Source organism: Stenotrophomonas sp. Steno-Z4, assembly GCF_056393145.1.
Genome location: NZ_JBWJPC010000008.1, coordinates 107,422 through 123,470, shown reverse-complemented (window position 1 = coordinate 123,470; position 16,049 = coordinate 107,422). Strand labels below are relative to the sequence as shown.

Below are 16,049 nucleotides of genomic sequence, written 5' to 3'. Positions count from 1 at the left end.
GCGCGCGACTATCCGGCCGCTCAGGGCCGCCAGAACCCAGCCCGCAGTTCGGTCAGGGTCAGGTTATTGTCGTGGTTGGCGTCCAGCGACTGGAAACGCATGTCGGTCACGCGGCTGACTTCGTCTTCGGTCAGCTCGCCGTTGTCGTTGAGGTCGGCCACGCGGATGCGGTCAGCCGCGCTGAGCTGGCCGTCGCGGTCCGGGCCGAGCACGGACTGGATGTCCTCGACCGACACCCGGTAGTTGTGGTCGACATCGAGCAGGCGAAACAGGGCCGCGCCATCGTATTCGTCCTCGCTGACCTGGCCGTCGCCGTTCTTGTCCAAAGCGGTGAAACGCTGTTCGGCGGTGTCGCTTGGCGTCTGCGCCTGGCAGGTGGCGGCTGCGCCCAATCCGAGCAGCAGGGCACAGGCAAGCAGGGGAATGGACTGGTTCACGGGAACTCCGCAGGGCGGCCAGGGAGGTTCCAGTGTCTGCCGCACCGACGCGTGCGGCTACGGCAATAGATGCGCCGGGCGCCAGTATTTCTACTGGCACCCGGGCACCCTCATTCGAATCGCCAACGCACGCCCGCGTAAACACCGCGACCATCGCCGGGGGTCGAGCGCGCCACGTCGCGGCCGGCGTCGTCATAGCCGGGAGTCACCGTCGCGGCGTAATGGCGGTCGCCGATGTTGCGCAGTTCGGCCCACGCCTGCCAGCGGCCGTTCGGGGCATCGAAGCCCACCCGCGTGCCGAAGATCAGGTGGCTGTCGGCGCGGAAGCTGTTGGCGTAGTCCACGAACATCGCCGAGGCGTACTCGGTGTTGACCGCGGCGTAGAACCCGGTCGGATGATCGAAGCGCAGTTCGCCCTGGTAGTAGTGGCGCGGCAGGCCCGGCAGGCGGTTGCTGCCGAAGCGGGCATCGTGGCGGTAGCGGAAGTCGCTGAAGGTATACGCCTGGCGCAGCGAGAGGCGACCGTCGGCGCCCTGCCACAGGGTGCTGTCCAGCCCGGCCTCGATGCCACGGTGCACGGTCGGGCTGGCGTTGTTCTCGGCCACGAACAGGTTCGGCACCGGAACGACTTCCACGCTCAGTAGTTCATGCAGCACGCGCGCGTAGTAGCCGGCCAGCTCCCAGCGGCCGAGTGCGCCGTCGCCGCGCGCGCCGAGCTCCAGCGTGGTGGCGGTCTGGTTGTCCAGCGCCACCGGTGCGCGCTGGCGTCCGCTGGACGCGCCGTTGCCGGGGGCGAAATACAGGTTGGAGCCCCAGATCATCGACCACGGGTGCGCCGGCTCCACCGAGCGGCTCAGGTTGCCAAACCACTGCGTGGCGGGCGTCTGCTGCCAGGTGAAGCCCAGTCGCGGCGCGTAGTCCCAGTCGCTGCCCGACAGCCGTTCCGGCGTGCTCGGCCAGGTGACCTGCACATCGTGGCGGGTGTTGATCAGCGCAAGGCCGGTCTGCAGGCGCAGCGTGTCGCTCAGCGCCAGGTCGTTGCCCACATGCAGCGTGCTGTTGGTGCCGTGGTGGGAGAAATCGCGGGTGTGGGTGCCGGCGGGGTAGCCGTTGCTGGGGTAGCGCAGGGTTTCGCGCACGTCCGCATCCAGGTCGTGGGTGACGCGCAGGCCGAGCGTGGTCACGCTGTCGCGCCCGAACAGCAGGTGCTGCCGCCGGTAATCCAGCGTGGCGTTGAGGTTGGTGTAATCCAGCTGCTGCCGGTACAGGCTCTCGTTGAGATCCATCGGGTAGTGGTGGTAGACCAGCCCGGCCTGCAGCGAGGAATCGTCATCGATCTGCAGCGTGGTCATGTTGCCCAGCCACGTGCTGCCTGGCTGCGGGCGCTGCGCATCAATGGCCAGGTTGGCCGGGTTGGCCGCGCGGGGATCGTTGCGGATCTGCGCGCGGGTGAGGCGCCCGGGCGTCTGGTGGTTGGTTTCGCGGTAGCGCACGAAGAAGCGCGTTTCCAGCTGCGGGGTGATCTGCCAGCCCACGTTCGCCATCGCACCCTTGCCGTCGCCGGCGGCGTGCTGCTGGTAACCGTCGTATTCGGTATCGGTGTAGGCCAGGTAGTAATCCACGTCGCCCGCCACGCCGCCGTAGCCCACGCTGCGCTTCTGGTAGCCACGGCTGCCCGCTTCATACTGCAGTTCCACGCCGGTGACATCACGGCCGCTGCGGCTGACGTAGTTGATCGCCCCCCCCAACGCCAGCGCGCCGGTTTCAAACCCGTTGGCCCCGCGCAGCACCTCGGCGCGGCTGAGCCACAACGGTTCCAGCAGCTCGTAGGGGGTGCCACCCGGGCCGGTGAGGGGCAGGCCATCCAGCGAGACCGAGATGCCGGAGGCATGCGCGCCGGGGCCGCGGTTGATGCCCGAGCCCCGAATGGAGACCTTGGCCCCTTCGTTGCCGGGCGACTGCGCGCTGATGCCGGGCTGGTAAGCCAGCACATCGGCGGTGCCGGCCAGGCGGCCATCGGTGCGGGCCAGGTCGATCACATTGCCGGCACCGGGCACGCGCTTGAGCGCGGCACGCGCCTGTTCGGTGGTGTCGGCGGCGGTGACGTTGACCGATTCAAGCGTCGTCGGCTTGTCGGCCGGGGCGGCGGAGGCGGTGGCAATCAGTACGCCCGAAAGGGCCAGGGTCAGCGTGGACGGGATGGGGCGGTGCAACGACAGGAGAGGGGGCATGCGTCTGGAATCGGTACGAAATGGGGCGGCGGCGGCCAGGCACGACACCTGTAAACCGTCGCGAGGTCGCGAAAGTTAACAGGTTGCGCCGCCGCCGTCACCCACCGAAGGAACGGGGGGGGTAGGGTCGGTTCCCAAACGACTGCACGCACGGCAGGCGATCCCTTTAACGCATGGACGCCTGCAACCACCCTGCTTCGGGAGAGGCGATCCCGATCATTGCAAAGCCGCCACGGGGCACGGTGTGGCTATCGGCAGTCGATCGGGATGCGACCCTACCAAGGTGCGGAGCGTGCGGCCTGGGTGAGAAACACGTTTCCCGGGCTCCCGGCACGGCCATGCTGACCTCAAGCTGGGCGGCATGCGTTCAAAGAATCCCAGGCAGATCCAACCCCTTCTCCCTCGCGCATTCAATCGCGATCTCATAGCCCGCATCGGCATGCCGCATCACGCCGGTGGCTGGGTCGTTCCACAGCACGCGCGCGATGCGCTTGGCGGCGGCATCGGTGCCGTCGCAGACGATCACCATGCCGGCGTGCTGCGAGAAGCCCATGCCCACGCCGCCGCCATGGTGCAGTGACACCCAGGTCGCGCCGCTGGCGGTGTTGAGCAGGGCGTTGAGCAGCGGCCAGTCCGAGACCGCATCGGAGCCGTCGGCCATGGCTTCGGTTTCGCGGTTCGGCGAGGCCACGCTGCCGCTGTCCAGGTGGTCGCGGCCGATCACCACCGGTGCCTTCAGCTCGCCGTTGGCGACCATTTCGTTGAACGCCAGCCCCAGGCGATCACGATCCCCCAGGCCGACCCAGCAGATGCGCGCGGGCAGGCCCTGGAACTTGATCTTCTCGGCGGCCATGTCCAGCCAGCGGTGCAGGTGCGGGTTGTCCGGAATCAGTTCCTTCACCTTCGCATCGGTTTTGGCGATGTCCTCCGGGTCGCCGCTCAGGGCGGCCCAGCGGAACGGGCCGATGCCGCGGCAGAACAGCGGGCGGATGTAGGCGGGCACGAAGCCGGGGAAATCGAAGGCGTTTTCCACGCCTTCTTCCAACGCCATCTGGCGCAGGTTGTTGCCGTAATCCACGGTCGGCACGCCCAGCGCATGGAAGGCGAGCATGGCCTGGATGTGGTTGGCCATCGACGCGCGCGCGGCTTTCTCGACCACCTTCGGCGCGCTCACGCGCTGCTCGTCCCATTGCTCCACCGTCCAGTCCTGCGGCAGGTAGCCGTTGACCGGGTCATGCGCGGAGGTCTGGTCGGTCAGCAGGTCCGGCTTGACCCCGCGCACCAGCAGTTCGTCCAGCACGTCGGCGACATTGCCGAGCAGGCCCACCGACAGCGGCTTCCGGGCCGTGCAGGATTCCTCGATCAGGCGCAGCGCTTCGTCCAGATTGTCGGTCCAGGTATCCAGGTAGCCGGTGCGCAGGCGCATCTCGATGCTGCTCTTGCGGCACTCCACTGCCAGGCACGAGGCGCCGGCCATCACCGCGGCCAGCGGCTGCGCGCCGCCCATGCCGCCCAGGCCGCCGGTGAACAGCCACTTGCCGGCCAGGTTGCCGTTGTAGTGCTGGCGGCCCATTTCCACGAAGGTTTCGTAGGTGCCCTGCACGATGCCCTGCGCACCGATGTAGATCCAGCTGCCGGCGGTCATCTGGCCGTACATGGCCAGGCCCTTCTTATCCAGCTCGTTGAAGTGGTCCCAGTTGGCCCAGCGCGGCACCAGGTTGGAATTGGCGATCAACACGCGCGGTGCATCGGCATGGGTGCGGAACACGCCCACCGGCTTGCCCGACTGCACCAGCAGGGTCTGGTCGTCTTCCAGACGGGTGAGGGTCTCGATGATGGCGTCGTAGCTTTCCCAGTCGCGCGCGGCGCGGCCGATGCCGCCGTACACCACCAGTTCCTGCGGGCGCTCGGCCACGTCCGGGTGCAGGTTGTTCATCAGCATGCGCAGCGGCGCTTCGGTGAGCCAGCTCTTGGCGGTCAGCGTGCTGCCGGTGGGGGCGATGATGGTGCGGGTGGAATCGTGACGGCTCATGCAGCACTCCGGGAGTTCGCGAATTCAAGGCAGGCGGTGAGCACCTGCTGCAGCGTGTGGCGCAGCGGCGCAGCGTGGTCGGGGTCGAGCGGGGTGGGCCAGCTGTGCACGTCCACCTGTTCGGGTTCGTGCATGTAGCCGCGGCAGGCCAGCTCCATCTGCAGGCTGTGCACGCCCCCTGCGATGTCGCTGTAATGGCGGGTGATCCAGCCACCCTTGAAGCGGCCGTTGCGCACATGCGGCAGGCCGCTGATCCGGCACAGGTTTTCGACTACGTCGCTGAGCGCGTTGTCGCAGGAGGTATCCGGCGCGCCGGAGGGGCCGGCAGTGCCCAGGTTGAACTGCGGCAGCTCCCCATCAAACAGGTGTGGGATGTGCGAGCGGATCGAATGCGCGTCGTATACCACCACGGTGCCATGGTGCTGGCGCAGGCGCGCGATCTGCGCGGCCAGCGCCGCGTGATAGGGCGCAAAATACGTATCGCGGCGCTGGGCAATCGCGTCGGCATCCGGCTCCCGGCCCGGGTGGTACAGGGGCTGGTTGTCGAAGGTGGTCAGCGGGCACAGCCCGGTGGTGTTCTGCCCGGGATACAGCGAGACGCCGCTGGGGTCGCGGTTGAGGTCGATCACCGAACGCGAGATCGCCGAACGCACCGTGGTGGCGCCCATGCGCTGCGCGAACTCATATAGCTCATGCACCCACCAGTCGGCATCGCGGCGGGCCAGCCACGGCGACACGAAATCGCCGGCCAGTGCATCGGGCAGCTCGGTGCCGGTGTGCGGGAAGCTGACGATCAGCGGCGCATCACCTTCATGCACCTGCAACCACTCCGGATGCGCGGTCATGTCAGCGGCTCCACATGCGGCAGGATGTCGGCCAGCCCTTCGGCCAGCGCGCCGCTGCGCACCAGCGCGGTGGCGGCCAGCATGTCCGGGTGGAAGTAACGGTCGTCCTGCAGGGTCGGCACCTGCGCACGCAGGCGCTGGCGTACTGCTTCCAGCGCATCGCTGGAGCGCAGGCCACCGTGGAAGTCGCACCCCTGCGCGGCGGCCAGCAGCTCGATACCTACCACGTTGGCCGCGTTCTCGGCCATCTGCAGCAGGCGGCGTGCGCCATGCGCGGCCATCGAGACGTGGTCTTCCTGGTTGGCCGAGGTGGGAATCGAATCCACGCTGGCCGGGTAGGCGCGCTGCTTGTTTTCCGAAACCAGCGCGGCGGCGGTCACCTGCGGAATCATGAAACCGGAATTCAGGCCCGGCTTCGGGGTGAGGAACGCGGGCAGGCCCGACAGCGCCGGGTCGACCAGCATCGCGGTGCGGCGTTCACTGATCGAACCGATCTCGCACACCGCCATCGCCAGCATGTCGGCGGCGAACGCCACCGGTTCGGCGTGGAAGTTGCCGCCGGACAGCGCTTCGTTGGTATCGGTGAACACCAGCGGATTGTCGGACACGCCATTGGCCTCGATCGACAGCGTGGTGGCGGCCTGGCGCATCACATCAAACGCCGCGCCCATCACCTGCGGCTGGCAGCGAAGGCAGTACGGGTCCTGCACGCGCACGTCGTTGTCGCGATGCGATTCACGGATCGCCGAGCCCTGCATCAACCTGCGCAGTGCCGCAGCGGTGGCGATCTGGCCACGCTGGCCGCGGATCTGGTGGATGCGCGGATCGAACGGGGTGTCCGAGCCCTTGGCCGCTTCCACCGACAGCGCACCGGTGACCAGCGCGGCCTGGAACACGGTGGTGATCTCGAACAGCCCGGCCAGCGCATAGGCGGTGGAGTACTGGGTGCCGTTGAGCAGGGCCAGGCCTTCCTTGGCGCCCAGGACCAGCGGCGCCAGGCCGAAGCGCGCCAACGCATCGGCGGCCGGCAGGCGCTCGCTGCCGACGAAGGCCTCGCCTACGCCGATCATCACGCTGGCCAGGTGCGACAACGGCGCCAGGTCGCCCGAGGCGCCCACCGAGCCCTGGCACGGAATCACCGGCACCAGGTCGTGCTGCAGGAAGGCTTCCAGCAAGGCGAGCGTTTCCGGGCGGATGCCCGAGGCGCCCTGGGCCAGGCTGGTCAGCTTCAGCGCCATCATCAGGCGCACCACCGGCGCGGGCATCGGCTCACCGACGCCGGCGGCGTGCGACAGCACGATATTGCGCTGCAGGGTTTCCAGGTCGTCGCGTTCGATGCGTACGCTGGCCAGCTTGCCGAAGCCGGTGTTGATGCCGTACACCGGCTCGCCCTTGGCCACGATGTCGGCCACGGTCTGCGCGCTGCGGCGCACCGCCTCGGCCGACGCGGGGTCCAGGCGCACGCGGGCACCGTCGAAGATCGCGCGCCAGTGCGCCAGCGTCACCGCGCCGGGCTGCAGGGTCAGGGTCGTACTCATGGAATCTCCAGACATCTCTATGTTCAGACGGATACGCCGCGCATCACGCGCGCGTGCAGGGGGTTGAAGCCGATGCGGTAGACAAGGTCGGCAGGCGCCTCGATGTCCCACACGGCCAGGTTGCAGTCCAGCCCGACCGCCAGGCGGCCGATCCGCGCCTGCCGGCCCAGCGCACGCGCCGCTTCACGGGTGAAGCCGGCAATGCACTCGTCCACGGTTATGCGGAACAGTGTCGCGGCCATGTTCATGGCCAGCAGCGGGCTGGTCAGCGGCGAGGTGCCGGGGTTGCTGTCGGTGGCCAGTGCCAGCGGTACGCCGGCCGCGCGCAGCGCGTTGATCGGGGGCAGGGTGGTGTCGCGGGTGAAATAGAACGCGCCCGGCAGCAGCACCGCCACGGTGCCGGCAGCACGCATCGCGGCAATGCCGTCTTCATCGAGGTGTTCGATGTGGTCGGCCGACAGCGCGCCATGCCGCGCGGCCAACGCAGCGCCGTGCTGGTTGCTGAGCTGTTCGGCGTGGATCTTCACCGCCAGTCCATGCGCCTGCGCGGCCACGAACACCTGCTCGGCCTGCGCGGTGCTGAAGGCGATGTTCTCGCAGAACACATCGACCGCTTCGGCCAGGTCCTGCGCGGCCACCGCCGGAATCATCACGTTGCACACCTCATCGATGTACTCCTGCGCCTGCCGCCCCGGCGGCACCGCGTGTGCACCAAGGAAGGTGGGCACCACCTCGACCGCGCGCTGCCGCGACAGTTCGCGGGCCACGCGCAGCTGCTTGGTTTCATCGTCAAGCGAGAGGCCGTAGCCGGATTTGATTTCCACCGTGGTGAGGCCTTCGGCCAGCATCGCATCCAGCCGCGGCAGGCTGGCCGCCAGCAGCTCCGCTTCGCTGGCGGCACGGGTGGCGCGCACGGTGGAGACGATGCCGCCGCCGGCACGGGCGATGTCGGCATAGCTCACCCCCTGCAGGCGTTGTTCGAACTCATTGGCGCGATTGCCGGCGTACACCAGGTGGGTGTGGCAGTCGACCAGCCCCGGGCTGATCCAGCGCCCGCCGCAGTCCACGCGGCGGGCCGGCTGCAGGTGCGCTTCGGACCCGGCCGGGCCGACGTGCACGATGCGGCCGTCGTGGGCGGCGATCACCCCGTCGCGGATCACGCCCAGGCCGGGGCCGTCGACGGTGATCAGGTGGGCGTTGGTCCAGAGGGTGTCACAGTACATGGCAGCAACCACGGCGGCTTATATGTCTATACAATATAGGCGCCACTTCCGGGATGTCCAGTGATGCCAGCCAACCCCGCTTCCGTCCTCGCTTTCCACGCCGACCATGCCCTGCTGCCGCAGGGGTGGGCGCGCGATGTGCGCATCGTCTGCGCCGGCGGCACCCTGCAGTCGGTCACCCCGGGCGTGCCCGCGCAGCCTGGCGACACGGCGCTGGCGATCGCGCTGCCCGGGCTGGGCAACCTGCACAGCCACGCCTTCCAGCGCGGCATGGCCGGGCTGACTGAAATCGGCGGGCGCAGCGGCGACAGCTTCTGGAGCTGGCGCGAACTGATGTACCGGTTCCTGGCCCACCTGCAGCCCGATGCGGTGCAGGCCATTGCCGAACAGGCCTACGTGGAGATGCTCGAATCCGGCTTCACCCGCGTGGGCGAGTTCCACTACCTGCACCATGCCCCGGACGGCACGCCGTATGCCGACCGCGCCGAGATGGCCGCGCGCATCGCCTCGGCAGCGCAGGGCAGTGGCATCGGCCTGACCCTGCTGCCGGTGTTCTACGCGCACGCCGATTTCGGTGGCGCAGCGCCGAACCCGGCCCAGCGCCGGCTGCTGCATGACGTGGACGGGTTCGCCGCGCTGCTCGACGGCTGCCGCCATGCGCTGCGCGGGCAGGACGATGCGGTGCTGGGCATCGCGCCGCACAGCCTGCGCGCGGTCACCGGCGAGGAGCTGGCGGCGCTGCTGCCGCTCAACCGCGGCCCGGTGCACATCCATATCGCCGAACAGACCCGCGAGGTCGATGCCTGCGTGGCCTGGAGCGGGCTGCGCCCGGTGCGCTGGCTGTACGAACATGCCGCCGTCGATGAACGCTGGTGCCTGGTGCATGCCACCCACGTCGATACCGACGAAGTGCGGCGCATGCTGGACAGCCGTGCCGTGGTCGGGCTGTGCCCGATCACCGAGGCCAACCTGGGCGATGGGCTGTTCCCGATGCAGGCCTTCGCGCGGGGCGGCGGCCGGTTCGGGGTGGGCTCGGATTCCAACGTGCTGATCGATGCGGCCGAAGAGCTGCGCCTGCTCGAATACGGGCAGCGCCTGCAGCTGCGTGGGCGCAACGTGCTCGCACCGCAGGAAGGCGTTTCCAGCGGGCGCTGGCTGTTTGAACAGTCGCTGCAGGGCGCAGCGCAGGCCTTGGGCGTCACCACTGGCCTGCAGCCCGGTGCGCCGGCCGACGTGGTGGAACTGGACCCGCAGCACCCGGCGCTGATCGCGCGCGATGGCGATGCCTGGCTTGACAGCTGGGTGTTCGCCGCCCGTAATGGCGCCGTCCGATCGGTCTGGCGCGGGGGGCGCGAGCTGGTACGGCAAGGCCGCCACCTGCAGCGCGACGCCGTAGCGGCGCGCTTTGCCCACGCCCTTCGCGGCGTGCTTGCCGCGCACTGAACGTGGCCGCCACCCCCCACCAGGATTCCCGCGTGACCGGCAAGAAAGCCGAAACCCTCAACCAGCGCATCCGTGCCGACCTCGAGAGCCGCATCCTGAGCGGGGAGTGGGCGCCGGGGTTCCGCATTCCGTACGAGCACGAGTTGATGGAGCAGTACGGCTGCTCGCGGATGACCGTCAACAAGGTGCTCACCGCGCTGGCCGAGAGCGGCATGATCGAGCGCCGGCGTCGCGCCGGCTCGTTCGTGGCGCGCCAGCCGCCGCACCTGGAACAGGTGGCGCTGGAGATTCCCGACATCGCCATGGCGGTCGGTGCGCGCGGCCATGTGTACGGCTACCAGCTGCTGGACCGCGCCTACCGGGCGCCGGACACGCAGGTGGATGAAGAGATGGCGTTGTCCGCTGGCGAGAAACTGCTGGCCATCCGCTGCCTGCACCGTGCCGACGGCAGGCCGTTCGCGCTCGAACACCGGCTGATCAGCCCGGTCGGGGTGCCCGAAGTGCTGGACGTGGATTTCAACACGACCGCGCCGGGCAGCTGGCTGCTGCAGAACGTGTCGTGGACCCGCGCCCAGCACCGGATCAGTGCGTGGGGCGCCGATGCCGCGGCCGCGGCCCTGCTTGAAGTGTCGCTGGGCACCGCGTGCCTGGTGATCGACCGCCTCACCTGGCGCGGCGACCAGCCCATCACCTGCGTGCGGCAGATGTTCCTGGGCGACGCCTGGGACCTGGTGGCGCGGTTCGCGCCCGGCGCGCGCTGATCCTTACGACGTGGCGCACTGGCGCCAGCGCACCGGCTCGTCGGTGTTGATGCGGGGATTGAGCTGGATGCGCACCGTGCGCAGTGCCGGATAGCGCTTCACCTGGGTGCAGATACGTGGCCAGACCTCGTCGATCTCGGCCGAGCGGTTGACTGCCAGCGTCTGCCGGGTCTGCCAGAACGCGCTGAGCACGCCCTCCTGCTGGGCCAGCAGTGTTGCCAGTTCGCGCTGGTACACCGCCAGCGTGGCCGCATCCGGGTCGGCCACGGTGCCGAGGATCTGGTTTGGCGCGGCGGCCGTCTGGGCCGGGTTGGCCGGCGGTGCAGGTGCAGGGGCGACTGGAGCGGGCGGGGTGGGTGCCGGCGGGGTCGCTGCCTGCACGGGGGCCGACGCCGGCGCGGGCGCCTGGGCTGCCTGGTCCAGGCGGGATGTCAGGTATCCCATGCCGACCAGCAGGCCCAGCGTCAGCGAGCCCAGCCCGGCGATAGAGATGCGCCGCACCGCTTCGCGGCGTGCCGCGTGCTTGACGCGGGTTTCCACGTCACCGGGCAGGTAAGGCTGCAGCATCGGCCACAGCAGCGCTCCATCCAGCACTTCCACGTTCTGCTTGTCGGCGGTGGAACGTCCATCGCGCTCGACCATGCCTTCGGTGATGAGGATGCCGCCGCGGGCACCGGCCAGGCGCGCCGCGGCGCCCAGCTCGTTCACCGCCGCCCGGCCGATCCGGTAGGCGCGGCCATGCTTGCACGACACCAGGTAGCGCTGGTGCTGGGCGTCCTGCATCAGGAAGTCGCTGCTGGGCTCACGGCTGTCGTCGGCCTCGCCGGTCACGTCCTGCAGGCCGCGCTGTTCGTGCAGGGCGCGCCGGACGATTTCGGAGAAGTCCCGCCAGTGCATGCCGGCCAAGGCGTTGAGCCCCAGCCGGGTCTCCTTGCGGCGGCGTTTCACCAGCCAGAAGTAGGCAGCGGCGAGGGACCAGACAACGAGGGCCAGCAGGAGAGCCAGAATCCAGGAGAACATGGGACCTAGAGATGAACACGGAGGTGCAGACGACAGTTTATATGCGCCCGCCCCTGTCTGCGGGATGTCGTTTTGAGATCGCGCACACAGAAAACCCGCCAATCCTTAGCCGTGAGGGGAGGGAACAAACGGCGCAGAAGCAATTGGCGGGTCGATTTCGATTGTCAACAAAGTGGTGCTGCTTTGCAACAATCGCCGTACGGAACAGTGTGGTCCGCGCTCAGGGGTCCGAACCGGGCGACTGGTGGGTGCCGGGCCGTGGGTCTGCGTTGGGGGAGGCGTTGCGTGCCTCGGCGCGGTTGAGCCGGGCGGTCAGGGCATCGATCCGCACATTGAGCGCCGCCACGTCTTCTGCCGTGGGGATATTCAGGCGCTTGAGCACGCCCTGGACCCGGTCGTCGAAGGCCTTCTCGACCTTGTCCCAGGTGCCGGCGGCCTTTTCGCGCGCCTCGCCCAGGTGTTCCTCGACGTTGTCGCGCCAGCGCGGGGTGTCGCCGGCCTGCTCGCGGTTGCGCGCGTCCACCGACTCGCCTTCCCTGACCAGGTCGTCGAAAACGCGGCTGCCTTCGGCCTGGGCGCGTGCGAACACGCCGAGCCCGGCCAGCCAGATCTGTTGCGCCGAACCGGTCAGCCTGCGCGAGAAGCGCTCGGCCTGGTCCTGCAGCGAGGGCTTTTCGCCGGTGCGGTCATCGTAGTCGTCGTGAGTATTCATGGGGCGATCCTGTGAGTGGCCACCCGTTGATCCTACCCAGCGCTTCGATTGCGTGGCGTGATGGCGTGCCCGCCGCCACGCCAGCGGTTCAGGCCAGCTTTTCCTGCAGGACGCGTTGGATTTCGCCTTCGACCATGCCCTTCATCATCGACACCGGGAAGCCCAGGTCGGCGACCACGCGCACCTGGTGAGCCAGCAGCTCGATCTGGCCATTCACGCCGGAGCCGTTGAACGCGAGCGCATCGCCGTCCCACTGGGTCTTGAGGGAAAACTTGTCGGTGAGCTTGGCCGCCATCGCCTCGATCGCGTCGCGGGCCGCTTCGGTGGACAGCGTGTGGTCGTGGCGGATATCGATGCGGGACATGCGGACTCCTGACGGGCGATAGCGGGAAACGGGCGTGCATTGTGCGCATCCGCAGACAGAACTCCAAGCAGTGCGTCACACTTCTCTATCTTCCCTGACATCCAACCTGCTAGGCTGCGCCGCGTGCAGAACCTGCTTGTTCACTTCACTCATCGCCAACACCCCGACCAGCCGTTGCGGCCCGGGGTACAGCGCATCGTGCGCCATGCCTCGGGCAGCGTCCGCCTGGGCGGCGACGCGGCCGGCACGTTGTTGCTGGCCCAGTTCTGCCTGGACGACCGCGGCCTGTGGCTGCAGGTAGCCGCCGGCATGCGCGGCATCCACGTCAATGGTCGCCCGGTGCGGCGCATGGCGCTGCTGCGGCCCGGCGACGCGGTCTACGCCGACGGCGTGGAAATGCTGATCCAGGGCGAATGCGAGGCCCTCAACCACGCCCCGTCGCGCAGCGATGAGAGTGGGGAGGACCAGCGCCTGCTGCGCGGCGTGGGTGGCCAGCACCACGGGCGCAGCTTCACCCTCGACCGCCCGCGGGTGATCGGGCGCGGCGCCGAATCCGACATCGTGATCGACGATCCCGCGTTCGCCGAACAGCACGCGCGCCTGGAACGCCACGGCGACCGCCTGCTGTTGCGGGATCTGGGAGCGGGCGAATCGACCCGGGTCAACGGCGTCAGCGTCAGGCACTGCTGGCTGCAGCCCGGTGACCAGCTTGTCTTCGATGCGCAGCACCGGTTCGTGCTGGAAGTGCCGCACGACGGCCGCAAGCGGGTGGTCAGCGATGAGGAGGACGAGCTGCTCGACCTGCCATCGCCGGTGGAAGCCCAGGCCAAGCCGACGCGGGTAAGCCGCTGGCCTTGGTTGCTCGGCAGCGCGCTGCTGCTGGCCGGCCTGATCAGCCTGCTGCTGTGGTTCGGCGCGCGTTGAACGCGTCGCCGGACCAACGGTCGGGCGCTACCCCGTGTCGCACGATCGCGGCGTCGCCCGACCAACGGTCGGGCGCTACCCCCGTGTCGCACGATCGCCGGTAGCACACGACCGTTGGTCGTGTGGCGCCGTCGATAGATTCGGATGCAACCAATTTCGCCTTGTCCTGCAAGGCCTAAAGGCTGGTGCGCTGCGGCATACTAGGGGTCTTGCCCCATAGGTGTGACATGACGCGCGCGTTCAATTTCAGTGCCGGCCCTGCAACCCTGCCGGAATCGGTCCTGCGCCAGGCGCAGGAAGAGATGTTGGAATGGAACGGCGCTGGCGCCTCCATTGTCGAAATGAGCCACCGCGGCCCGGAGTTCATGGCCGTTGCCGCCCAAGCCGAAGCCGACCTGCGCCGCCTGCTCGGCGTGCCGGACGATTACGCGGTGATGTTCCTGGCCGGCGGGGCAACCACCCAGCAGGCCCTGCTCGCGCTGAACTTCGCCGCCCCCGGGCAGACCGTGGATTACGTGCTCACCGGGCATTGGGGCAAGACCGCGATCAAGCAGGTCAGCCCCTACGTGCGGGTCAACGTGGCCGCCAGCAGCGAAGCCGGTGGTTTCCATGACATCCCGCCGCGCAGCCAGTGGCAGTTGTCCGACGATGCCGCCTACGTGCACATCACCGCCAACGAAACCATCCACGGCGTCGAGTTCCGTGACACCCCGGACGTCGGCAGCGCGCCGCTGTTCGCCGATTTCAGCTCCTCCATCGCCAGCGAACCGCTGGATGTCTCGCGCTACGGCCTGATCTACGCCGGTGCACAGAAGAATCTGGGCCCGGTCGGCGTGTCGGTGGTGATCGTGCGCCGCGACCTGCTGGAGCGCAGTGGCCAGCCGCGCGCGGACATCTTCGATTACCGCTCGCACGTCGCCCGCGATTCCATGCTCAACACTCCGCCCACCTGGAACTGGTACCTGGCCGGGCTGGTGTTCCAGTGGATGCTCGCCGAGGGCGGGGTGAAAGAATTCGCGCGCCGCAACGCGGTCAAGTCCACGCTGATCTACGGTGCCATCGATGCCTCCGGCGGCTTCTACCGCAATGAGGTGGTGCCTGCCGCGCGCTCACGCATGAACATTCCGTTCTTCCTGCCTGACGAAACCCTCACCGCCCGTTTCGTGAGCGAATCCAAGGCCGCCGGGCTGCTGGCGCTGAAGGGCCACAAGGCCGTCGGCGGCATCCGCGCCTCGCTGTACAACGCACTGCCGGTGGAAGGCGCACAGGCGCTGGCCGCCTTCATGCGCGATTTCCAGCAACGCAACGGCTGACGTTCCCGAATCTGTAACTGGATACCCTGATGGCCACCAAACCCGCCAAGCCCAAGGCACCCGCCGCCAAGCCCAGCAAAGCCAAGGCCGACGCCGTACCTGCTGTCGCCGCCCCGGTGCTGTCGGACGTGCGCGCCAAGATCGACCACATCGACCGCAGCATCCAGGCGCTGATCGCCGAGCGCGCCCAGTTCGCCCACCAGGTCGGCAAGGCCAAGGGCAAGCTTGCTGCTGCCGTGGATTATTACCGCCCCGAACGCGAAGCCCAGGTGCTGCGCATGGTGGTGGACCGCAACGAAGGCCCGCTCAGCGATGAAGTGCTGGTGCATGTGTTCCGCGAAATCATGTCGGCCTGCCTGGCCCAGCAGGAGCCGCTGAAGATCGGCTACCTCGGCCCGGAAGGCACTTTCAGCCAGCAGGCCGTGCTCAAGCACTTCGGCCGTTCGGCGCTGGGCCTGCCGTTGGCCAGCATTGAAGAAGTGTTCCAGGAAGTGGAAGCGGGCAACGCCGATTTCGGCGTGGTGCCGGTGGAAAACTCGGGGCAGGGCACCATCCAGATCACCCTGGACATGTTCCTCACCTCCAACCTGAAGATCTGCGGCGAAGTCGAACTGCGCGTGCAGCAGTACCTGATGTCGCGCAGCGGCCGGCTGGAAGATGTCGAACGCGTGTATGGCCACCCGCAATCGTTCATGCAGACCTCCTCCTGGCTGCGCGCCAACCTGCCCAAGGCCGAGAAGATCCCTGTGTCGAGCAATGCCGAAGGCGCGCGCCGCGCCCGCAATGCCGATGACGCCGCCGCCATTGGTGGCGAAAGTGCAGGGCACGTGTATGGCCTGAAGAAGGTCGTGACCAAGCCGATCCAGAACGACGCCGACAACACCACCCGCTTCCTGGTGGTGGGCCGCCAGTTCTTCCCGACCTCCGGCCACGACCGCACCTCGGTGCTGGTGTTCATCCACGACAAGCCCGGTGCGCTGTTCGACGTGCTCAGCCCGTTCGCGCGGCACGGCATCAGCATGAACCGCATCGAATCGCGCCCGTCGCACAACGCCAAGTGGGAATACGGCTTCTTCATCGACCTGGCCGGCCACATCGACGACGAGGCCATGCAGGCCGCATTGGCCGAACTGAAGGCGCACTCGGCGCAGATCAAGGTGCTGGGCTCCTACCCGGTGGCCGTGCCCTGATACCTCGGCGCCGCCG

Annotated in this window: 14 protein-coding genes; 5 read left to right on the top strand and 9 right to left on the bottom strand. The window is 68.4% G+C overall.

Annotated elements, in window-relative coordinates:
• Positions 1-20 precede the first annotated feature (20 nt).
• From AC06E7_RS17360 to hutI, 6 genes are all read right to left on the bottom strand, one after another.
• A complete protein-coding gene (locus AC06E7_RS17360) occupies positions 21-437 on the bottom strand; it encodes an EF-hand domain-containing protein (RefSeq protein WP_217537542.1) in 417 nt (138 codons plus the stop codon).
• 110 nt (positions 438-547) lie between these two features.
• Positions 548-2,668 (bottom strand): TonB-dependent receptor family protein, encoded by a 2,121-nt coding sequence (locus AC06E7_RS17355; protein WP_478065448.1) that lies wholly within the window; start codon positions 2,666-2,668, stop codon positions 548-550.
• A 367-nt stretch (positions 2,669-3,035) separates the two neighbouring features.
• Positions 3,036-4,700, bottom strand: a complete 1,665-nt coding sequence (hutU, locus tag AC06E7_RS17350) for a urocanate hydratase (RefSeq protein ID WP_478065447.1) — start codon at positions 4,698-4,700, stop codon at positions 3,036-3,038.
• Complete coding sequence (gene hutG / locus AC06E7_RS17345; RefSeq protein ID WP_478065446.1) at positions 4,697-5,545, bottom strand: N-formylglutamate deformylase; 849 nt, start codon at positions 5,543-5,545, stop codon at positions 4,697-4,699. The genes hutU and hutG overlap by 4 nt, the downstream gene beginning before the upstream one ends.
• Positions 5,542-7,083 (bottom strand): histidine ammonia-lyase, encoded by a 1,542-nt coding sequence (hutH, locus tag AC06E7_RS17340; protein ID WP_478065445.1) that lies wholly within the window; start codon positions 7,081-7,083, stop codon positions 5,542-5,544. The genes hutG and hutH overlap by 4 nt, the downstream gene beginning before the upstream one ends.
• 23 nt (positions 7,084-7,106) lie before the next feature.
• Entirely contained in the window at positions 7,107-8,306 is a 1,200-nt protein-coding gene (hutI, locus tag AC06E7_RS17335) for an imidazolonepropionase (protein WP_478065444.1), read from the bottom strand.
• 63 nt (positions 8,307-8,369) lie between these two features.
• Here hutI and AC06E7_RS17330 point away from each other — a divergent pair, with 63 nt between their 5' ends.
• Both AC06E7_RS17330 and hutC read left to right on the top strand, forming a co-directional pair.
• Positions 8,370-9,749, top strand: a complete 1,380-nt coding sequence (locus AC06E7_RS17330) for a formimidoylglutamate deiminase (RefSeq protein WP_478065443.1) — start codon at positions 8,370-8,372, stop codon at positions 9,747-9,749.
• Positions 9,750-9,781: 32 nt separating this feature from the next.
• Entirely contained in the window at positions 9,782-10,510 is a 729-nt protein-coding gene (hutC, locus tag AC06E7_RS17325) for a histidine utilization repressor (protein ID WP_478065442.1), read from the top strand.
• A 3-nt stretch (positions 10,511-10,513) separates the two neighbouring features.
• Here the strand turns inward: hutC and AC06E7_RS17320 are convergent, their stop codons facing one another.
• From AC06E7_RS17320 to AC06E7_RS17310, 3 genes are all read right to left on the bottom strand, one after another.
• Positions 10,514-11,530, bottom strand: a complete 1,017-nt coding sequence (locus tag AC06E7_RS17320) for a restriction endonuclease (RefSeq protein ID WP_478065441.1) — start codon at positions 11,528-11,530, stop codon at positions 10,514-10,516.
• 220 nt (positions 11,531-11,750) lie between these two features.
• The gene (locus AC06E7_RS17315) at positions 11,751-12,242 is read right to left on the bottom strand and encodes a phasin family protein (protein WP_478065440.1); all 492 of its coding nucleotides are present in this window, start codon (positions 12,240-12,242) and stop codon (positions 11,751-11,753) included.
• 88 nt (positions 12,243-12,330) lie between these two features.
• Positions 12,331-12,606, bottom strand: a complete 276-nt coding sequence (locus tag AC06E7_RS17310; RefSeq protein ID WP_217537534.1) for a polyhydroxyalkanoic acid system family protein — start codon at positions 12,604-12,606, stop codon at positions 12,331-12,333.
• A 123-nt stretch (positions 12,607-12,729) separates the two neighbouring features.
• Here AC06E7_RS17310 and AC06E7_RS17305 point away from each other — a divergent pair, with 123 nt between their 5' ends.
• From AC06E7_RS17305 to pheA, 3 genes are all read left to right on the top strand, one after another.
• Positions 12,730-13,530: an FHA domain-containing protein gene (locus AC06E7_RS17305; protein ID WP_184126994.1), complete on the top strand. Its 801-nt coding sequence runs from the start codon at positions 12,730-12,732 to the stop codon at positions 13,528-13,530.
• Between the two features lie 227 nt (positions 13,531-13,757).
• Positions 13,758-14,843: a phosphoserine transaminase gene (serC, locus tag AC06E7_RS17300; RefSeq protein WP_478065439.1), complete on the top strand. Its 1,086-nt coding sequence runs from the start codon at positions 13,758-13,760 to the stop codon at positions 14,841-14,843.
• A 29-nt stretch (positions 14,844-14,872) separates the two neighbouring features.
• On the top strand, positions 14,873-16,033 hold the full coding sequence (gene pheA, locus AC06E7_RS17295) for a prephenate dehydratase (protein ID WP_478065438.1): 1,161 nt from the start codon (positions 14,873-14,875) through the stop codon (positions 16,031-16,033).
• Positions 16,034-16,049 lie beyond the last annotated feature (16 nt).